At 71.8% G+C, this 18,356-nt stretch carries 17 protein-coding genes and 1 pseudogene; 10 read left to right on the top strand and 8 right to left on the bottom strand.

What is annotated here, in order from left to right; translation table 11 throughout:
* Position 1 precedes the first annotated feature (1 nt).
* From KIF24_RS23065 to KIF24_RS23055, 4 genes are read left to right on the top strand one after another with little or no spacing between them, the layout of a single operon-like run.
* Positions 2-919 (top strand): carbohydrate ABC transporter permease, encoded by a 918-nt coding sequence (locus tag KIF24_RS23065; protein ID WP_221085804.1) that lies wholly within the window; start codon positions 2-4, stop codon positions 917-919.
* Entirely contained in the window at positions 919-1,740 is an 822-nt protein-coding gene (locus tag KIF24_RS23060; protein WP_221085803.1) for a carbohydrate ABC transporter permease, read from the top strand. Before KIF24_RS23065 ends, KIF24_RS23060 begins: the two co-directional genes overlap by 1 nt.
* Positions 1,737-2,495, top strand: a complete 759-nt coding sequence (locus KIF24_RS33355) for a glycoside hydrolase family 36 N-terminal domain-containing protein (RefSeq protein ID WP_331461248.1) — start codon at positions 1,737-1,739, stop codon at positions 2,493-2,495. The genes KIF24_RS23060 and KIF24_RS33355 overlap by 4 nt, the downstream gene beginning before the upstream one ends.
* Positions 2,398-3,822, top strand: coding sequence for an alpha-galactosidase (locus KIF24_RS23055; protein ID WP_230415852.1), 1,425 nt, complete (start codon positions 2,398-2,400; stop codon positions 3,820-3,822). The genes KIF24_RS33355 and KIF24_RS23055 overlap by 98 nt, the downstream gene beginning before the upstream one ends.
* A 50-nt stretch (positions 3,823-3,872) precedes the next feature.
* On the opposite strand, the gene KIF24_RS23050 is transcribed toward KIF24_RS23055, so the two are convergent.
* Positions 3,873-4,850, bottom strand: coding sequence for a GlxA family transcriptional regulator (locus tag KIF24_RS23050; RefSeq protein WP_331461247.1), 978 nt, complete (start codon positions 4,848-4,850; stop codon positions 3,873-3,875).
* A 102-nt stretch (positions 4,851-4,952) separates the two neighbouring features.
* On the opposite strand from KIF24_RS23050, the gene KIF24_RS23045 reads away from it, so the two are divergent.
* The 3 genes from KIF24_RS23045 to katG all read left to right on the top strand — a co-directional run bounded on the left by KIF24_RS23045 (position 4,953) and on the right by katG (position 9,163).
* The gene (locus KIF24_RS23045; RefSeq protein ID WP_221085802.1) at positions 4,953-5,879 is read left to right on the top strand and encodes an NADP-dependent oxidoreductase; all 927 of its coding nucleotides are present in this window, start codon (positions 4,953-4,955) and stop codon (positions 5,877-5,879) included.
* A 555-nt stretch (positions 5,880-6,434) separates the two neighbouring features.
* Positions 6,435-6,863 (top strand): Fur family transcriptional regulator, encoded by a 429-nt coding sequence (locus KIF24_RS23040; RefSeq protein ID WP_221085801.1) that lies wholly within the window; start codon positions 6,435-6,437, stop codon positions 6,861-6,863.
* 23 nt (positions 6,864-6,886) lie between these two features.
* A complete protein-coding gene (gene katG, locus KIF24_RS23035; RefSeq protein WP_221085800.1) occupies positions 6,887-9,163 on the top strand; it encodes a catalase/peroxidase HPI in 2,277 nt (758 codons plus the stop codon).
* A 75-nt stretch (positions 9,164-9,238) separates the two neighbouring features.
* Here the strand turns inward: katG and KIF24_RS23030 are convergent, their stop codons facing one another.
* Positions 9,239-9,844 carry a TetR/AcrR family transcriptional regulator gene (locus tag KIF24_RS23030; protein WP_221085799.1) on the bottom strand — a complete coding sequence of 202 codons (606 nt, stop codon included), beginning with the start codon at positions 9,842-9,844 and terminating at the stop codon, positions 9,239-9,241.
* 53 nt (positions 9,845-9,897) lie between these two features.
* On the opposite strand from KIF24_RS23030, the gene KIF24_RS23025 reads away from it, so the two are divergent.
* Positions 9,898-10,914, top strand: coding sequence for an alpha/beta fold hydrolase (locus tag KIF24_RS23025; RefSeq protein ID WP_221085798.1), 1,017 nt, complete (start codon positions 9,898-9,900; stop codon positions 10,912-10,914).
* A 54-nt stretch (positions 10,915-10,968) separates the two neighbouring features.
* On the opposite strand, the gene KIF24_RS23020 is transcribed toward KIF24_RS23025, so the two are convergent.
* The 3 genes from KIF24_RS23020 to KIF24_RS23010 all read right to left on the bottom strand — a co-directional run bounded on the left by KIF24_RS23020 (position 10,969) and on the right by KIF24_RS23010 (position 14,036).
* Positions 10,969-11,796, bottom strand: coding sequence for a DUF72 domain-containing protein (locus tag KIF24_RS23020; protein WP_221087508.1), 828 nt, complete (start codon positions 11,794-11,796; stop codon positions 10,969-10,971).
* A gap of 111 nt (positions 11,797-11,907) precedes the next feature.
* Positions 11,908-12,651, bottom strand: a complete 744-nt coding sequence (locus tag KIF24_RS23015) for a hypothetical protein (protein WP_221085797.1) — start codon at positions 12,649-12,651, stop codon at positions 11,908-11,910.
* Between the two features lie 137 nt (positions 12,652-12,788).
* On the bottom strand, positions 12,789-14,036 hold the full coding sequence (locus KIF24_RS23010) for a ricin-type beta-trefoil lectin domain protein (protein WP_221085796.1): 1,248 nt from the start codon (positions 14,034-14,036) through the stop codon (positions 12,789-12,791).
* 208 nt (positions 14,037-14,244) lie between these two features.
* On the opposite strand from KIF24_RS23010, the gene KIF24_RS23005 reads away from it, so the two are divergent.
* Positions 14,245-14,973, top strand: coding sequence for a Clp protease N-terminal domain-containing protein (locus KIF24_RS23005; RefSeq protein WP_221085795.1), 729 nt, complete (start codon positions 14,245-14,247; stop codon positions 14,971-14,973).
* Between the two features lie 3 nt (positions 14,974-14,976).
* On the opposite strand, the gene KIF24_RS23000 is transcribed toward KIF24_RS23005, so the two are convergent.
* Together KIF24_RS23000 and KIF24_RS22995 are read right to left on the bottom strand one after the other, a co-directional pair.
* Positions 14,977-15,495, bottom strand: a complete 519-nt coding sequence (locus KIF24_RS23000) for a hypothetical protein (protein ID WP_221085794.1) — start codon at positions 15,493-15,495, stop codon at positions 14,977-14,979.
* A 101-nt stretch (positions 15,496-15,596) separates the two neighbouring features.
* Positions 15,597-15,785, bottom strand: a complete 189-nt coding sequence (locus tag KIF24_RS22995) for a hypothetical protein (protein ID WP_221085793.1) — start codon at positions 15,783-15,785, stop codon at positions 15,597-15,599.
* 152 nt (positions 15,786-15,937) lie between these two features.
* Here KIF24_RS22995 and KIF24_RS22990 point away from each other — a divergent pair, with 152 nt between their 5' ends.
* Positions 15,938-16,597 carry a GNAT family N-acetyltransferase gene (locus KIF24_RS22990; protein WP_221087507.1) on the top strand — a complete coding sequence of 220 codons (660 nt, stop codon included), beginning with the start codon at positions 15,938-15,940 and terminating at the stop codon, positions 16,595-16,597.
* 191 nt (positions 16,598-16,788) lie between these two features.
* Here the strand turns inward: KIF24_RS22990 and KIF24_RS22985 are convergent.
* A pseudogene (locus KIF24_RS22985) lies at positions 16,789-18,238 on the bottom strand (glycoside hydrolase family 3 N-terminal domain-containing protein).
* Positions 18,239-18,356: the final 118 nt, after the last annotated feature.

The following is an 18,356-nucleotide window of genomic DNA, read 5'->3' as shown; positions in this document are numbered from 1 at the left end:
CGTGACCGCAACGATCTCCACGACTTCGGTCACCCCCACCCGTCGGCGGCGACGGTCGGCTCGACTGTCGCCGCTGCTGGTGGCGTTCGTCCTGGTGCCGTTCGCGGTCGAGAGCGTCTGGGTCTTCTGGCCGGCGCTCCAGGGCTTCTGGTTCTCCCTCACCAGCTGGGACGGCATGTCGCCGCCGGCCTACGTCGGCGCGGACAACTACGTCGAGCTGGCCGGTGACGCCACATTCCGGGGCGCGCTGGTCAACACGGTGATCTGGCTGGTGCTGTTCGGCGGCCTCTCCGTGCTGGGCGGCTTCGGCATGGCGCTGATCCTGCAGAAGGAGCGGCGCGGCGTCGGCTTCTACCGGGCCGCGCTGTTCACCCCGGTGGTCTTCTCGCTGGTCGTGACCGCGCTCGTCTGGCGGGTCTTCTACCAGCCCGACGGCGTCGCCGACACGCTGCTGCGGGCCGTCGGCCTGGAGCAGCTGATCCGGCCCTGGCTGGCCGACCCGCAGACCGCGCTGTACGCGGTGATCCTGCCCGCGCTGTGGCGGCAGATCGGGTACGTGATGGTGCTGTTCCTGGCCGGGCTGAAGGCGATCGACCCGGCGCTGCACGAGGCGGCCCGGATGGACGGCGCCAACTCCTGGCAGCGGCTGCGGCACGTCACCATCCCCCAGCTCCGGGGGATCAACGCCGTGGTGCTGTCGATCATCGTGATCGACTCGCTCCGCTCGTTCGACATCGTCTGGTCGCTGACCAGGGGCGGGCCGTACCACTCGTCGGAGCTGCTCAGCACCTACATGTACTCGACCGCGTTCCAGAGCCTGCGGCTGGGCTACGCCTCCGCGATCGCCGTCGTGATCTTCGTGCTCGCGCTGGCCGTCATCCTCGGCTACCTGGTCCGCGCGTTCCGGGAGGAAGCGTGATGAACAAGCTCCGCACCGGGGCCTTCCACACCGGCATGATCCTGCTCTCGCTGCTCTGGCTGGGCCCGGTGCTCTGGGTCGTGCTGATGTCCACCCGATCGTTCGACGACATCGCCGCGCACGGCGTGGGCAGCCTGCCCCGGTCGTTCACCCTGGACACCTACCGGCAGGCCTGGACCGACGGCGGCGAGCTGCGCGCGTTGATCAACAGCACCCTGGTCACCGTCCCGTCGGTGGTGTTGAGCCTGGGGCTGTCCGCGATGGCCGCGTTCGCGCTGAGCCGCTTCCGGATCCCCGGGCGGCGGACCATCCTGCTGCTGATGCTCGCCGGCAACCTGCTGCCGCCGCAGATCCTGCTCATCCCGGTGGCCAAGTTCAGCGAGTTGACCGGCCTGTACGACACGCTCTGGGCGTTGATCGCGGTGCAGGTCGGTTTCGGGCTCGGCTTCTACACCTTCGTCCTGCACGGCTTCATGCGGGACCTGCCGGGCGAGATCCAGGAGGCGGCCACGATCGACGGCGCCGGCACGGCGCAGATCTTCACCCGGGTGATCCTGCCGCTGACCCGGCCGGCGCTGGCCGCCCTCGGGGCGCTCTCCTTCACCTGGATCTTCAACGATCTGCTCTGGGCGATCACCGTGCTGCGCACCGACGACAACATGCCGGTCACCCCGGCGCTGCTCGCCCTGCAGGGGCAGTTCGTCTCGTCCTGGAACGTCATCGCCGCCGGCACGGTCATCGCGGCCGTCCCCACCGTCGCGGTCTTCCTGCGCTTCCAGCGGCACTTCGTCTCCGGCCTGGCGCTCGGAGCGGTCAAGTGACCGCCGCGATCGGGCGGCGCTGGACGCTGCGCGGCGCGCACACCGAGTACACCGTGACCGTCCCGACGCACGGTCGCTGGCTGGAGCTGGTCGCGTGGGGGCCGCACGGCGTCTCCGACGGGCCCTCGCCGGTCGCCTACGACGGCCCGGTGCCGTTCCTCACCGCCGGGGACGCCGCCCCCATCGAGTACGCCACCGACGCCGACCGCCCCTTCACCGGCGCCGACCTGGTGATCGAGACCCCCAGCGGGGAGCGCCGGGTCGGCCTCGTCCACACCGACGCGCGGGTCGATGCCGACCAGCGGGAGCTGGCGGTCGACTTCGCCGACCCGGTGACCGGGCTACGCGCCACCGTGCGCTACCAGGTGCCCGTCGGCACCGACGTGGTGCAGCGGTGGGTCGAGTTGACAAACGACGGCACCGGCTCGCTGCGGGTGGTCCGGGCCTCCTCGGGTGGGTTCTGCGTGCCGACGCCGCACGGCGCGCTGCTCAGCCACCAGTGGGGGCAGTGGGCACAGGAGTTCCAGCTCTCCCACGTCGAGTTGGGCCACGGCACGTTCAGCATCGGCAGCTCCCAGGGCGTACCCGGGCACCTGCACGTGCCCTGGCTGACCGTCCGGGACGCCGCCGAGCCGGCCGGCCCGGCCTGGGGTGGCGTTGGCCTGGACCGGCTCGTGGGAGATCTGCGCCGAGCGGGACACCGGCGGCCTGACCCGGGTCCGGGCCGGCCGCCAGCTGGTCGACGGCCCGCTTGAGCTGGCCGCGGGCGGGCGGCTGACCCTGCCGGTGGTCACCGGGGCGTACAGCCCGGACGGCCTGGACGGGCTGGCCCGGGTCTGGCACACCCACCAGCGGTTGCTCGCCGGGGAACGGCTCACCCCGCGCCCGGTGCTCTACAACTCCTGGGAGGCCACCTACTTCGCAGTCGAGGCGGAGAGCCAGCTCGCCCTCGCCGGGATCGCCGCCGAACTCGGTGTGGAGACGTTCGTCGTGGACGACGGCTGGTTCGTCGGCCGCGACGACGACACCGCCGGGTTGGGAGACTGGCGGCCCGACCCGGCGAAGTTCCCGGCCGGGTTCGACGCGTTCATCGCCGACGTCCGCGCACTCGGGCTGAACTTCGGGCTCTGGGTCGAGCCGGAGTGCGTCAACCCGAAATCGACGCTCTACGCCGAGCACCCGGAGTGGGTCTACTCCGTCGACGGTCGGCCGCTCACCCCGGTACGCAACCAGTACCTGCTCGACCTGGGCCGGCCGGAGGTCGCCGAGTTCGTGCACTCCACCGTGGATGATCTGCTGCGCCGATACGACATCGACTACCTGAAGTGGGACTTCAACCGGCCGCGTACCGAGCCGGGGCGTCCGGGCGGGGCCGGTCCGCTCGACCTGGACGGCGCACACGTCGCCAACCTGCACCAGATCTACGAGCGGCTGCGCCGGGACCACCCCGGTGTGCTGATCGAGGCCTGTGCCGGCGGTGGCGCGCGGACCGACCTGGCGATGGCCGCCCGCGCCGACGTGTTCTGGCCGAGCGACAACACCGGGCCGCTGGACCGGCTGGCCATCCAGTACGGGTTTCTGCACGCCAACGCCCCGCACCTGCTCAGCTCCTGGGTCACCGACGCGCCCGGCCTGTTCGACCCACGGCCGCGAACACTGGCGTTCCGGTTCGTGCTGGCGATGGCCGGTGTGCTCGGCATCGGCGCGGACATCCGGGCCTGGACCCCCGCCGAGCGGGCCGAGGCGGCCATCTGGATCGCCCGCTACAAGGAGATCCGGGACGTCGTCACGCACGGTGAGGTGCACCTGATCGGCGGGCCCGACCAGGCCCGTTGCGCCGTGCAGTACACCGCGCCTGACCAGAGCCGGGTGGTCGTACTGGCCTGGCACACCGGCCGGCTGGACGGCGTCGGCCTGCTGCCGTCCCGCCCGGTCCGGTTGCCGCTGCACGGCCTTGACCCGGCGGCCCGCTACCGGCACGGCGACCGGCACTACTCCGGTAGCCATCTCGGCGCGGTCGGCCTGCCCGTGCAGTGGAGCGCGACTCACGACGCCGACCTCATCGTGCTGACCCGTCACTAGGACGACCCTCGCCGCCGCCTCCTCACACGGTGGGGTGCCAGCAGCGGATGTCACGACGCGGGGGCCGTCGACACCGTGGTGCGGAACGTCTGCCGGTACACCGTCGGCGAGACCCCGATCGCGCCGGTCAGGTGCTGACGCAGCGACGCGGCGGTGCCGAAGCCGGCCTCGGCGGCGACCCGGTCGACCGGCAGGTCGGTGGTCTCCAGCAGACGGCGGGCGTGTTCGACCCGCTGCCGCGCGAGCCACTGCACCGGTGTCATGCCGACCTCGGCGCGGAAGCGGCGCGAGAACGTGCGTACGCTCGTGCGGGCGTGCCGGGCCAGCTCGGCGAGGGTGATCGGCCGGTGTAGCTGTCCGAGTGCCCACTGCCGGGTCTCGGACGTGGTCGCGGTCGCCGGCTCGGGCACCGGACGGTCGATGAACTGCGCCTGGCCGCCCTCACGCCACGGCGGTACGACGCACAGCCGCGCCACCCGGTTGGCGACGGCGCTGCCGTGGTCGCGGCGCACCAGGTGCAGACACAGGTCCATGCCGGACGCCACGCCGGCCGCGGTGAGCACCTGTCCGTCGTCGATGAACAGCACGTCCGCGTCGACCTTCACGTTCGGAAACGCGCGCTGGAAGTGCTCCGCGTTGTTCCAGTGCGTGGTGGCCGGCCGGCCGTCGAGCAGCCCGGCGGTGGCCAGCACGTACGAGGCTGTGCAGATGGACACGATCCGCGCATCGGGCCGCAACCGGCGCAGCGCCGCCGCGACCGGTTCAGGCAGCCAGTCCTGGTCGCCGATCGGATCGCAGACGAAGGGCGGAAGCACAAGTGTGTCGGCCGTGTCGATCACCTCGGGGCCGTGCTGGACGGCCACGGTGAAGTCCGCGCTGGTGGCGACCGACTCGCCGTCGACGCTGCAGGTGACCACCTCGTAGAGCGGCTCATCGTCGGGACCGACAGCGGTGCCGAAGATGCGGACCGGAATGCTCAGCTCGAACGGGTACACGCCGTCGAGCGCCAGGACGACCACACGACGCATGGCCAGATCCTTCCACATATTGGCGATCTGGCCACTCGAACCTTCGAACGCGGCTCCGGCAGGGTGGATCGCGCAGACCGACGACGAACGGAAGGGCATGCGATGCGTGCGATCGAACAGGACCGGCTCGGCGGGCCCGAAGTCCTCAATCTGGTGGAGGTCGACCGCCCCGAGCCCGGCCCGGCGGAGGTGCTCGTCCGGGTCCACGCGGTCGGGGTCAACCCGACCGACTTCTGGCACCGCGAGACCGGCGGCCTGCTCGGCCGGCCGGTGCGGCTGGGCTGGGACCTGTCCGGCGTGGTCGAGGCGGCCGGCGTCGGGGCCGCGCTGTTCCGGCCCGGTGACGAGGTTTTCGGCATGCCACGGCTACCGCAGCCGGCCGGCACCTACGCGGAGTACGTGGCGGCACCGTCGCGGCACCTCGCCCGCAAGCCTGCCGGGCTGTCCCACGTTCAGGCGGCCGGTCTGGGGCTCGCCGGGCTCACCGCGTGGCAGGCACTCGTCGACGTCGCCGACGTCCAGCCGGGCCAGCGTGTCCTGGTGCACGCGGCTGCGGGCGGCGTCGGCCACCTCGCCGTGCAGATCGCCAAGGCGCGTGGTGCACACGTGATCGGCACCGCGAGCGCGGCCAAGCACGCGTTCGTCCGTGGGCTGGGTGCCGACGAGGTCATCGACTACACCACGACGGACTTCGCCGAGCGGCTGCACGACCTCGACGTGATCGTGGACTCGATCGGCGGCGAGTACGGGCCGCGTTCGCTGCGGACCCTGCGCCCGGGCGGCATCCTGGTCGCCCTCGCCTCGCCGGCCGAGACGTACCTGGAGGAGGCGGCAGCCCGGCAGGGCAAGCGGGCCCGATTCATGATCGTCGAGCCGGACGCCGCCGGGCTCTCATCCCTCGCCGGCCTGGTCGGCACGCGGCAGCTCCGGGTCGAGGTGGACGCTGTACTGCCCCTCGAACAGGTCGCCAAGGCCCACCAGATCGGCCAGACCGGCCGTACCAAAGGAAAGATCATCCTGACTCTCTGACCTTCTGCGTCGATCCTGGTGGCCGCACCGAGCCGTGAGCGGCCACGGAACCCTGCGCAGCACACGGGGCGCGGCAAGAAATTAGGCCGCGCGCCGGCACGACAGTGGGCCAGCACCCGAGTTCCGCACCGACAGGGCGAGGCAGCAGCCTTCTTCGTACGCAGGCCGAGTTGTTCACCGCACATGGAAGTGGCCGTTCGTGTTCGTGGCCGTCAGTCACCCGGTCGGCCGAAGCTCCAGAGTGCGGGCTCACGGTGGGAGGGCCGGCCGTGGCCACCGGCAGTAACATTTTCGGCGCCGGTCGTCGTGATCGGCCCTGAACTCTTTCGGCCTGTCGCGGGGCGTCGAGGAGATGGCATGCGGGTGGCCGTGCGGGCGCCGTGCGCTTCTACGAGCGGGCCGGCTTCCAGGACGATCGACGCTGGCTCGTCTGGCAGCGGCACTGAGTCCCTGCGGCGGTACGCCCCGCCGGGCTGCCCCAGGCCGCACGATCCGAAGACGGCGCGGCGTCCGGGCAAACTTGATTCGTTCCAGAAAATGTACTACGTTGATCATATGACGGCCGACTTCGAGGCGCAGCTGCGGACGGCCTCGTTGCGTGTCACCCGGCCCCGGTTGGCGGTGCTCGCAGCGCTGCGCGACCACCCGCACGTCGACACCGAAACGGTCATCGGGCTGGTTCGGGCGGATCTCCCCACGGTCTCCCACCAGGCGGTGTACGACGTACTACGTGCACTCACCGCCGCCGGTCTGGTGCGGCGCATCGAGCCCGCCGGTGCGACCGCCCGCTACGAGTCCCGGGTGGGGGACAACCACCACCACGTCGTGTGCCGCTCGTGCGGTGCGATCGCCGACGTCGACTGCGCCGTCGGCCATGCCCCCTGTCTCACCGCCTCCGACGACCACGGTTTCGTGGTCGACGAGGCGGAGGTCGTCTATTGGGGCACCTGCCCCGACTGCGCGACCGAAAGCATGCCCCAGTGATCCGCCAGTTCGGAAGGAAACACATGAGCGACACCCAGGACAACACTCCCTCCAGCGCACAGGGCGTCGACCAGAAGGCGGCGGCCGGCTGCCCGGTCGCGCACGACTCGGTGACCGCGCACGGCAGCGAGAGCGAGAACCCGGCGATCGACTCGCCGACGCCGAGGACCGGCGGTCGTCCGCGCACGAACCGGGACTGGTGGCCCAACCAGCTGGACCTCTCGGTGCTGCACGCCAACTCGCCGAAGGGCAACCCGCTGGGCGAGGGCTTCAGCTACGCCAAGGAGTTCGGCAAGCTCGACGTCGAGGCCCTCAAGCGGGACATCACCCAGGTCCTGACCACCTCGCAGGACTGGTGGCCGGCCGACTTCGGCCACTACGGCGGGCTCATGATCCGGATGAGCTGGCACGCGGCGGGCACGTACCGCATCCACGACGGTCGCGGCGGTGCCGGCGACGGCGGTCAGCGGTTCGCCCCGCTCAACAGCTGGCCCGACAACGCCAACCTCGACAAGGCCCGCCGCCTGCTCTGGCCGGTCAAGCAGAAGTACGGCCAGAAGATCTCCTGGGCCGACCTGCTCGTGCTCGCCGGCAACGTCGCCCTGGAGTCGATGGGCTTCAAGACGTTCGGCTTCGGCTTCGGCCGGGAGGACGTCTGGGAGCCCGAGGAGATCTTCTGGGGTCCGGAGGACACCTGGCTGGGTGACGAGCGCTACGTCAGCGAGGCGCAGATGTCGCCCGAGGTCGGCGCGACCGAGATGGGTCTCATCTACGTCAACCCGGAGGGGCCTCGCGGCAACGCGGACCCGCGGGCGGCGGCCCACTTCATCCGGGAGACCTTCGGCCGGATGGCGATGAACGACGAGGAGACCGTCGCTCTGATCGCCGGCGGCCACACCTTCGGCAAGACCCACGGCGCCGGCGTCGCCGACGACCACGTGGGCCCGGAGCCGGAGGGCGCCCCGCTGGAGGCGCAGGGCCTGGGCTGGCTGAGCACGTACGGCAGCGGCAAGGGCGGTGACACGATCACCAGCGGCCTCGAGGTGACGTGGACCGACGTGCCGACGCGGTGGAGCAACCGCTTCTTCGAGATCCTCTTCGGCTACGAGTGGGAGCTGACCACGAGCCCCGGCGGCGCCAAGCAGTGGGTCGCCAAGGACGCCGAGGCCATCATCCCGGACGCCCACGACCCGGCGAAGAAGCACAAGCCGACGATGCTCACGACCGACCTGTCGTTGCGCGTCGACCCGGCATACGAAAAGATCTCCCGCCGCTTCCTGGAGAACCCGGGCGAGTTCGCCCTGGCCTTCGCCAAGGCGTGGTACAAGCTGCTGCACCGCGACATGGGTCCGGTCAGCCGCTTCCTGGGGCCGTGGGTCGCCGAGCCACAGCTGTGGCAGGACCCGGTGCCGGTCGTCGACCACGAACTCGTGGGTGACGCCGACGTCACCGCCCTCAAGGCGAAGGTCCTGGCGTCCGGCCTCACGACCGCCCAGCTGGTCTCCACCGCCTGGGCCTCCGCCGCGAGCTTCCGGTCCACCGACAAGCGCGGCGGCGCCAACGGCGCCCGGATCCGCCTCGAACCCCAGCGCAGCTGGGAGGTCAACCAGCCCGGGCAGCTCGCGACGGTCCTGGCGACCCTTGAGGGCATCCAGCGCGAGTTCAACGACGCGGGTGGTGCGAAGATCTCGCTCGCCGACCTGATCGTGCTGGCCGGCTCGGCCGCCGTGGAGAAGGCGGCGCGCGACGCCGGCGTCGAGGTGACCGTGCCGTTCCACCCGGGCCGCGCCGACGCCACCGCCGAGCAGACCGACGTCGAGTCCTTCCGGGTCCTCGAGCCGCGCGCCGACGGGTTCCGCAACTACCTGCGTGCCGGCGAGAAGACCCAGCCGGAGGTACTGCTGATCGACCGTGCCTTCATGCTCGACCTGACCGCGCCCGAGATGACCGTCCTCATCGGCGGCCTGCGCTCCCTCGGAGCCAACGTCGGCGGCACCCGGCACGGCGTGCTCACCGACCGGCCGGGCGTGCTCACCAACGACTTCTTCGCCAACCTGCTGTCCCCGGGCACCCGGTGGAAGGCGTCGGAGTCCGACGAGCACGTGTACGAGATCCGCGACGTGGCCACCGATCAGGTGAAGTGGACCGCCACCGCGGTCGACCTCGTCTTCGGCTCCAACTCCCAGCTCCGCGCCCTCGCGGAGGTCTACGCCAGCGAGGACGCCCGCGACAAGTTCGTGACCGACTTCGTCGCGGCCTGGACCAAGGTCATGGAGCTCGACCGGTTCGATCTCGCCTGATCCGGCTCCAACCGACGAGCCCGGCCGATCACTGATCGGCCGGGCCCGTCTGTCACCGGCTCCGCCGTCGGGCCGTCATCGTGACCTCGTCTCGGCGCACATCTCGATGAGCTGCTCGGCCGCCGCCGCGGTGTCGTAGTCGGGGTCGTGGAGCTGTTCGGAGACGATCGCGTCGATGGCTCCACCGATGATGATCGCGGTCGTCCGCGCGTCGCGGTCGCCGCCGCCACCCCGGGCAAGTCGGGCCGCGGTGACGAGACCGGCCAGGGGTCGCCAGCGGTCGGCCGGATCGCGGCCGTCCCCGTCGTGGATCATCGCCTCGGTGATCATGCGGGTGTGCCGGGGGTGCCGCCGCAGGTGACCGATCATCGATCGGATGTAGGCGGCGGGTCCGTTCGCGGTGCCGGCGGCCTCGACCGCGCCGGCGACCTCGCCGACGAGGGCCGACAGGGCGTGCTCGTGGGCCGCGCGCACGACCGCGGCCTTGGTGGGGAAGTGGTAGAGCACCGCGGCCTTCGTGATGCCGGCGCGCTCGGCGATGGCGGCCAGCGAGGCGCCCGCGTAGCCCCGGTCGGCGACCAGTTCGATCGTGACCTCGATCAGTTGGGCGCGACGGGCGCGTTCGATCAGGGTCGGTTCGGCTCGGCCGTTGCGGTTTCCGGCTCGTCGTCTTGTTGCCACCCGCCAAATTCTACCGTACGGTCGAAAAATCTACCGATCGGTTAGGAGGCGTGATGCATGACTGGCTGGCGAAGGCGCTGGATCGACTGCGCCCCAGCTCCCGATGGCTGCGGATCGTCCTCGTCGGGTGCGGGCTCGGTGCGCTGGTGATCGCCTTCGCGCTGCGTACCCCGTCTCCGGTCGGTCACTGGGACAGCGCCAACGGCCTGGACCGGTTCCGGCGGGCCTACACCGCCGCCTTCGCCGAGATGCCCGCGCCGGCCGAGAGCCTCGATGTACGCACCGACTTCGGCATCGTGCGCGTCTACCGTTTCGCCCGTACCGGCACCGGCACCGGCACCGGTGACCCGGTGGCGCCGCTGATGCTGCTGCCGGGGCGCGCCTCGGCCTCGCCGGTCTGGGCCGACAACCTGCCCCTGTTGACGAGGATCGGCGACGTCTACACGATCGACCTGCTCGGCGAACCGGGCGCGAGCGTGCAGGAACGCCCGATCGAGAGCGATGCGGACCAGGCCGAGTGGCTGCACCAGACCCTCCAGGCGCTCCCGGCGGAGAAGTTCCACCTCGTCGGCCTGTCCATCGGCGGCTGGACCGCCGTCAACCTCGGCCTGCACCGGCCCGACCAGATCGCGTCGATGACCGTGATCGACCCGGTCCACGTCTTCGCCGACATGCCGCTCGGCACCATCGTGCGGTCGATTCCCGCCGCGCTGCCCTGGCTGCCCAGATCCTGGCGGGACAGCTTCAACTCCTACACCGCCGGCGGCGCACCGGTCGAGGACGAGCCGGTCGCGGACATGATCGAGGCCGGCATGCAGCACTACCGGCTTCGACTGCCGCAGCCCGCCAGGATCAGCGAGGAACGACTCGGCGGGCTGGACATGCCGGTCCTGGCGATCATCGCCGGGGAGTCGGTCATGCACGACTCGCAGGCGGCGGCCGAGACGGCCGAACGGGTCCTGCCCCGCGGCACCGTCCGGGTCTACCCGGGCGCATCCCACGCCGTCAACGGCGAGCAGCCCGAACAGATCGCCGACGACATCGCCACCTTCATCGCCGGAAGCTCCTGATCCGGGCCGTCGGTGAACGCCACCGCGCGGCGGCCCCCCGGTCGGGCCCGGCGCTCAGAAGAGGGTGGTGGGCTCGACCGGCACCGGCTCGGGTAGCGGCGCCAGTCCGGGCACCCGGGCGCGTACCTCGTCGTGGAAGCGGCGGGCGAGTGCCGGCGCGTCGGCGTTGTCCGGCGTGTGGACGAAGACGGTCGGCGACCGGCCCTCGCGCAGCCACTCGGCGGTCACATCGACCCAGCGTCGCCAGCCCTCGACGGTGCGCGCCGGGTCGTCGCGGCCGAGGTACCGGACGATCGGCCGGTCGGTCAGCGCCACCGTACGCAGCGGCATCCTCGGCTTCCTGGCCCAGGCGTCCCGCTCGGCGTCGCTGGTCGGCGGGCTGGCGAAGAACGCGGTGGTGTCGAACGGAATCCACTCGGCGTCCGCCTCGGCGAGCGCCGTCGCCAGCAGCCGGGCCGCGCGGGCCCCGGTGAAGAAGGCGGGATGGCGGACCTCCACGGCGGGCCGGTGGGAGTCGGGCAGGCGCCGCAGGAAACGGGCGAGCGTGGGTACGTCGTCCGGGGCGAACGAGCCGGGCAGCTGGACCCAGAGGGCGTGCGCCCGCGGGCCGAGCGGCTCGATCGCGTCGAGGAAGGCGCGCATCGGCGCCTCGACGTCGGTGAGGCGGCGCTCATGGGTGACCACCTTCGGCAGCTTGACCACGAACCGGAAGCCGGGATCGGTCTGCTGCGCCCACGAGGCGACGGTCTCCCGCGCCGGGGTGGCGTAGAACGTGGTGTTGCCCTCCACCGCGTCGCACCAGCCGGCGTAGTGCCGCAGCCGCTCCTGCGCCGGTAGCGGATGGGCCAGCAGCCGCCCCTGCCACGACCGGTGCGTCCACATGGCGCACCCGACGTGCAACCGCATCCCGGCACCCCCTTCCACTGCGGAGCCACGCGGCGCGGCGGCGGGATCGGGGCCGGCCGTGCCGGAGGTACCGTATCCGGACGCCGGTCAGCCTGCGGCGGTGCGCTCGACGGTGAGGGTGGAGACGCCGGCTGTCGCGTCGATGTCGTAGCGGTCGGTCGCCGAGTTCCACTCCGGTGGGGTGAACGTCGTGCCGCCGGCCACGCCGGAGTGGGTGGTGCCGTCGACGGTGACCGAGCCGGCTCCGCCGCCGGCGCGCACCTGCACCGGTGCCTCGCTGGTCAGGTGGACGATGACCTGGCTCGCCCCACCGCTGAGCAGGGTGCGCTGCGTCCCGTCCGGTGGCGGCAGGCTCAGTTCGATCCGGTTTGCGCCGGCGGTGAGTTCGAGGTCGCCGAGCCGGGCGTCGCGCAGGTCGAGGTGCTGTTCCTTGGCACCTGCGCTGAACCGGACGTGCCAGCGCACCGACTCGCCCAGCACCACCTCCACCACCGCCGGGCCGTCCCGATCGGTGCCGCGCAGGCTGGTCAGCAGGCTCCCGTCGGTCAGCGAGACCGCGGGGCGGACACCGGCGTCGGGCGGTGTCGACACCCGGTAGTCGTCCTCACCGAGGTCGGCGGTGCGCAGCCGGACCACGTCGGCGCCGTCGAGCAACACGAAGGTGGCCTCCCGCAGGTCGCCGGTGGATCCGGTGACGACGTGCCCGTCGCGGCCGTCACCGCGGACCGTCACCCACGTCCAGGTGGCGACCACCACCACGACGGCGACCAGCACCGCCGCGCCCAGCCACCACCACGACCGCCGACCTCCGGCCGCCCGCGCGTTCTCCACGTCTGCCTCCCGCTCTGCCTCGGTGACCGTAGGGCTACTACCCAGCGCACCCGTCACCGACTCTTACGCGCGGAAGAACCCGTGGGCTCACCACCGGTGCGGCGGAGAGCCCACGGGTTCTTCGTGGACAGCTGGGTTCAGGCCCGGGACCACTTCTGGTTGGGGGTCCCGGCGCAGTCCCACAGCTGGAGCCGACCGCCGTTGTTCGGGTTGTTGTCCCGGACGTCGACGCAGCGGCTCGAACTGAGGTTGACCAGGTCGCCGGCGGCGTTGAGGGTGAAGCGCTGTGCCGGGTTGCCGTTGCAGGTGACGAGGTTGACCTCCGTGCCGTTGGCCGTGCCGGCCCAGGCCGGGTCCATGCACTTGCCCATCGCGCGGATGGTGCCGTCGGCGGCGAAGGTCCACGCCTGCGCGGCGGTGCTGTTGCAGTCCCAGATCTGCAGCGGCGCGCCGTCGACCGGGTTGGCGCCGGGGATGTCGATGCACCGGCCGCTCTGCTGGCCCCGGATCCGGGTGGTCCCGGTGTTGCCGTCCGGGACGTAGCCGGAGACGCGGACGTAGTCGACGAGCATCTGTTGGGGGAACTGGGTGCTGCCGTCCGGGTAACCGGGCCAGTTACCGCCGACCGCCACGTTCAGGATCATGAAGAAGGGGTGGTCGAACACCCAGCGGTTGCCACCGAGCCGGCCCGGGTCGACCCGGAAGAACTCCGCACCGTCGAGGTACCAGCGGATGATGTTCGGTTCCCAGTCGACCCGGTAGGTGTGGAAGGCGTCGGCCAGCGGCTGCCCGATGGTGCGGCTGCCGCCGATCCCGCCGCCGCCGAAGTAGCCCGGCCCGTGGATGGTGCCGTGCACCGTGTTGGGCTCCCGCCCGATGTTCTCCAAGATGTCGATCTCGCCGGAGTCCGGCCAGCCGACGTCGCCGAAGTTGTTGCCGAGCATCCAGAAGGCCGGCCAGATGCCCTGACCGCGGGGGATCTTGATGCGGGCCTCGAACCGACCGTACGCCTGGTTGAAGGTGGCGGCCGTCAGCAGCCGCGCCGAGGTGTACTCGCACCGGCCGTAGTGGCACTGGTAGTTGGCCGGGTTCTCCCGGCGGGCAGTGATCACCAGGTTGCCCTGCCCGTCGTGCACGGCGTTGTTGGTGCTGTTGGTGTAGTACTGCCGTTCGTTGTTGCCCCAACCGTGGCCGCCGGTGTCGAAGCGCCACCTGGACTGGTCGACCGGCGTGCCGGCCGGTGCGTTGAATTCGTCCTGCCAGGTGAGCCCACCGATGGCGGCGGCGGCCGGTGCGGCCTTCAGGGGTAGGACGAGTGCGCTGGCGACGAGGGCTGCGGCGAGGACGGCGGCTGTCCGCCGGAGCCTGTGGGAGATGGCGTACACGATGGATCTCCTAAGGGGACGGGGGCGCGTGCCTTGACGAGTGCGATCGAGAGCGCTCTCTCAATCGCAGTCTGTCTATTTACCGAGATTTAGTCAAGGTTGTTAACAATGATCATCGAAACGCCTCGTCGCGGGACGGCCGGCGACCCTCGCGAATCGTCGTCAACTCTTGGTTGACGCATCGGATTCGTCAACCTATGGTTGACGCATGACCAATCCTGTCCAGATGAACAACCCGGTCCGTCTCGACGATCTGATCCAGGCCATCAAGCAGGCCCACACCGACGCGCTCGACCAGCTCACCGACGCCGTCATGGTCGGCGACCACATCGGTGAGATCGCCGACCACCTGATCGGCCACTTCGTCGACCAGGCCCGGCGATCCGGGGCCTCGTGGACGGAGATCGGCCGGAGCATGGGGGTGAGCAAGCAGGCCGCGCAGAAGCGTTTCGTGCCCCGGGCCGACGCCGCGCCGCTGGACCCGCAGCAGGGCTTCAGCCGTTTCACCCCGCGTGCCCGCAACGTCGTGATGGCCTCGCAGAACGAGGCCCGGGCCGCGGGGAACGCCGAGATCGGCCCGGTGCACCTGGTGCTCGGCCTGCTGGCCGAGCCGGACGGGCTGGCCGCGAAGGCGCTCGCCGCCGGGGGCGTGCCGGCCGAGGCCGTACGCGAGGCGGCCACCGCCGCGCTGCCGCCGGCTTCGGGCGAGGTCCCCGAGCTGATCCCGTACGACGCGGCCGGCAAGAAGGCCCTGGAGCTGACCTTCCGCGAGGCGCTGCGCCTCGGGCACAACTACATCGGCACCGAGCACATCCTGCTGGCGCTGCTGGAGCACGAGGACGGCGAGGGGGTGCTCACGGGTCTCGGGGTGGACAAGGCCGCCACGGAGGAGAACATCGCGGCGGCCCTCGCCCAGTTCACGGCGGCCGAAGAGTAACGATCAGGACGCGGCGGGCAGGCCGTACCGGGCGGCGTGCTCCGGGTCGGCCGGGTCGATCTGGCGCAGACCGGCGTCGGCGAGGCGCTTGTTCACCTCGTCGAGCCGCTCCCGCACCAGGCGGGCCTCCTCCTCGGTGACCCGCCCCCGGTGCGGTCTGCCCGCGTGTTCGATGGTGCCGTAGTCGACCTTCTCGGCCCCGCGGCGAGCCCTCGGCGGGCGTACCCGCTCGGCGGTCTTCAGCAGTTGCGCCATCGGCACGTCGGTGGCCATGGCGTCGAACTCACTGGCGGTCAGCACCACCCGACGGGGCTCGCCGTGGCCGTGCCGATCGTGGATCTCGACGACCGCCACGTCCAGCGCGGCGTCGTCGATGCTCTCCACCTCGACCGGGGTCACGTCCAGTTGCACGGGGCCGGCCACCAGGTCGGGGTGCTCGACAACGACGACGCGGACGGCCTGGTCGTCGGAGCCCAGCACGGTGCCGCTGAAGTCGGAGACGTGGATCGTCTTCTTGCCCATGTGCGCAGCAACTCCTGTCAGAACCGGTCGGAGGACCAGCAGACGTTACCCGACAGGTGTGCGAAAGGCCGCGCTGGCTCGCCGCCGACGATGCCGGTACGTCAGTGGGTGTTGTGGTGGCGGCTGGCCCCGCCCACGGGCAGCTCGTTCAGTTCGTGCCAGGAGAGCGCGCCGGAGCCGGCGCGGTGGCCGCGGTACGGCAGTCGGGTCGGAAAGCCTCCACCGGCCGTACCGCCCCGCCGGATCCGCTGGATGTCCTGCTGGTGACGGTCGTTCGGCTGAATCGGCATGACCCTACCGTCCCAAAGAAAGTTGTCCATGTATGGAAATGGATATGACGGTCGGTCGATAGATCAGGTTCCGGTGGGTGCGAGATGGATCACGCGCCCGACCCGCACGTCGTACCGTGAGCGCGTCGGCGGCGACGGTTCGGGAGGTGGCGATGTTCGACCGGCAGCTCCACCTGCACCTGGCGACCTGGCTGGGGCAGTGGCCGGCCGGCCCGGGCCTGCACGTGGTGCGATCGGGGCGGCGGCTCCAGCCGTCCTGGGACGGCCGCCTGCGCCCGGCCATGGCCGTCACCGCCGGGGCGAGCACCGTGCTCTCCGTGGCGCCGGACCGCGTCGCCGCGGTACGCGAACTCGCCCGGCAGCCGGACCGACTGCTGCCCGCGCTGCCGGCGGCGGTCGGCCACGGCGACTGGGCCGTGCACGACGACGTGTTCCGGTGGAGCACCGCACCCACACCCCTGCCGGACGTCGGCGAGTGGATTCCGCCCACCACCGCCGGGCTGCCCTCCTGGCTGCGCCTGTTCGACCGGGCCGTGCTCGTGGTCCGCGACGATCGGGGCCGCTACCTGGCCGGCGTCGGCGTCAAGCGACACGACCGGCACGGACACGAGCTGGCGGTGGGCACGGTGCCCGCAGCCCGAGGGCGGGGACTGGCCCGGCGACTGGTGGCCCAGGCCGCCCGCCGGGTGCTCGACGACGGCGCCGTGCCGACCTACCTGCATGACCGCCGCAACGTCGCCTCGGCCCGGGTGGCCCAGGCGGCCGGCTTCCCGGACCGGGGCTGGCGCTCCTACGGCGTGTATCCCAGCTGAGCTGGCGGCAGGGCGCGGACCGTGGATCCCGGGCCGGATCCACGGTCCGCAGCCTCCCCCCAGGTCCCGCGCGGCCGGCTGCCGATCACGCTACGTATCCAGACCGCTGCCGGCAAGCTTCCGACGCGGTCTCTTTGGTGTCCAATAGTGGACTTGACCTGGCGTGATGCGGTCGCTTTCATCGATGATGGTCAGTCGGTCAGGCCCAGTGCCTCGGCGGCGGCCCGGCCGTTCGCGTGGCTCGCGCCGTAGGTGGTGACGAAGGCCCGGACGCCGGCCGGCCGCCAGCTGGCCGGCCAGCCCATCTCCACCACCGTCACCGGATGCGTGGCGGCCAACGCGGTGGTCAGTTCCGGCCCGCCCGGCAGCCGGTGCAGATGGCGACCGACCAGCACGATCGGCCGGGTGCCGGCGCGCCGGCGCAGATCGTCCGGGTCGGCCTCGGCGGCCACCACCCGGATCTGCTCGGTGCCGTCGAGGTGCGGGCCGAGGCCCCACGGCACCCGCCCCTCGGCGAGGGTGGACGCCGCGTGCACCTGCACCACCAGCGGACGCGCCAGGCCGGCCAGGACGCCCTCCACCCGGATGGCGCGGCGGGCTGCCGCGTACCCCAGATCGGTGGGGTGACCGGGGTGCCGCCGGCGCCCGGGTCCAGTCGGCGAGTTCCGCGGCGCGGCCGGCGGCCTGCTCGACCCGGGTCCGCTCCAGCCGGCCGTCACCGATCGCCGTCACGACCTCGGCGACGACCCGCTCGACCAGGCCGGCGTCGACCCTGGCGCCGATGCAGAGCAGGTCGGCACCGGCGGCCAGGGCCAGCACGGCACCGGGCGCGACGCCGCCGGCGGCGAGGGCGGCGCCCTTCATCTCCAGCGCGTCGGTGATCACCACGCCGTCGAAGCCGTACTCGTCGCGCAGCAGGTCCACCAGCACGGCCCGGCTGAACGTGGCCGGACCGTCCCCGGTCAGGGCGGGCACCCGGATGTGCGCGGTCATCACGGCCTTCGCCCCGGCGGCGACGACCGCGGCGAACGGCGGCAGGTCGCGCCGGCGCAGCACGGCCGGTGTGACGTCCACGGTGGGCAGTTCGTGGTGGGAGTCGACCACCGTCGCGCCGTGGCCGGGAAAATGCTTGGCGCAGGCGGCCACCCCGGCGGCCTGGAGGCCGGCGGTGGCCGCGGCGGCGTGCGCGGCCACCCCGACCGGGTCGGCGCCGAACGACCGGGTGCCGATCACCGGGTTGTCGTCGGCGCTGTTGACGTCGACGGTGGGCGCCAGGTCGACCGTGATGCCCAGACCGGCCAGCTCCGCGCCGATGGCCTGGTAGACCCGTCGGGTGAGCGCCACGTCGCCGATCGCGCCGAGCGCGGCGTTGCCCGGGTACGGGCTGCCGGTGGCGTGTGCCAGCCGGGTGACGTCGCCGCCCTCCTCGTCGATGGCGATCAGCACGTCGGCCCGGCCGGTACGCAGTGCGGCCGTGCTGGCCGAGACCTGCGCCGGCTGGTGGATGTTCGTGCCGAACAGGGTGTGCCCGGCGAGCCCGTCGGCGACCAGGTCGACCGCCCAGTCGGGCGGGACCGGTCCGGGGTACGCGGCCAGCAGGGTGCCGAGCGCCAGCCGGCGCAGTCCTGGATCCAGCCCCACGTGATCTCTCCTCTCGGGTGCTGGCCGGCGCGGATGTCGTACCGGGTTGGCGGGCAGCCGCGCTCCCACCCGGCCGATACGCTACGGCTACCCGTTCGCTGGTCGGTCTACAGTTACT

The sequence above is a fragment of the Micromonospora tarapacensis genome (genome assembly GCF_019697375.1).
Classification (GTDB): Bacteria; Actinomycetota; Actinomycetes; order Mycobacteriales; family Micromonosporaceae; genus Micromonospora; species Micromonospora tarapacensis.
Note: the sequence above shows the minus strand (reverse complement) of the source record. Positions and strands in the feature narration are given on the sequence as shown.

Coding starts and splice junctions, on each gene's coding strand:
- KIF24_RS22995 (WP_221085793.1), bottom strand. CDS start 15,785: ATGCCGATTCAGCCGAACGACCGTCACCAGCAGGACATCCAGCGGATC.
- KIF24_RS23050 (WP_331461247.1), bottom strand. CDS start 4,850: ATGCGTCGTGTGGTCGTCCTGGCGCTCGACGGCGTGTACCCGTTCGAG.
- KIF24_RS23040 (WP_221085801.1), top strand. CDS start 6,435: ATGACGGCCGACTTCGAGGCGCAGCTGCGGACGGCCTCGTTGCGTGTC.
- katG (WP_221085800.1), top strand. CDS start 6,887: ATGAGCGACACCCAGGACAACACTCCCTCCAGCGCACAGGGCGTCGAC.
- KIF24_RS23020 (WP_221087508.1), bottom strand. CDS start 11,796: ATGTGGACGCACCGGTCGTGGCAGGGGCGGCTGCTGGCCCATCCGCTA.
- KIF24_RS23045 (WP_221085802.1), top strand. CDS start 4,953: ATGCGTGCGATCGAACAGGACCGGCTCGGCGGGCCCGAAGTCCTCAAT.
- KIF24_RS23005 (WP_221085795.1), top strand. CDS start 14,245: ATGACCAATCCTGTCCAGATGAACAACCCGGTCCGTCTCGACGATCTG.
- KIF24_RS23000 (WP_221085794.1), bottom strand. CDS start 15,495: ATGGGCAAGAAGACGATCCACGTCTCCGACTTCAGCGGCACCGTGCTG.
- KIF24_RS23060 (WP_221085803.1), top strand. CDS start 919: ATGAACAAGCTCCGCACCGGGGCCTTCCACACCGGCATGATCCTGCTC.
- KIF24_RS23025 (WP_221085798.1), top strand. CDS start 9,898: ATGCATGACTGGCTGGCGAAGGCGCTGGATCGACTGCGCCCCAGCTCC.
- KIF24_RS22990 (WP_221087507.1), top strand. CDS start 15,938: ATGTTCGACCGGCAGCTCCACCTGCACCTGGCGACCTGGCTGGGGCAG.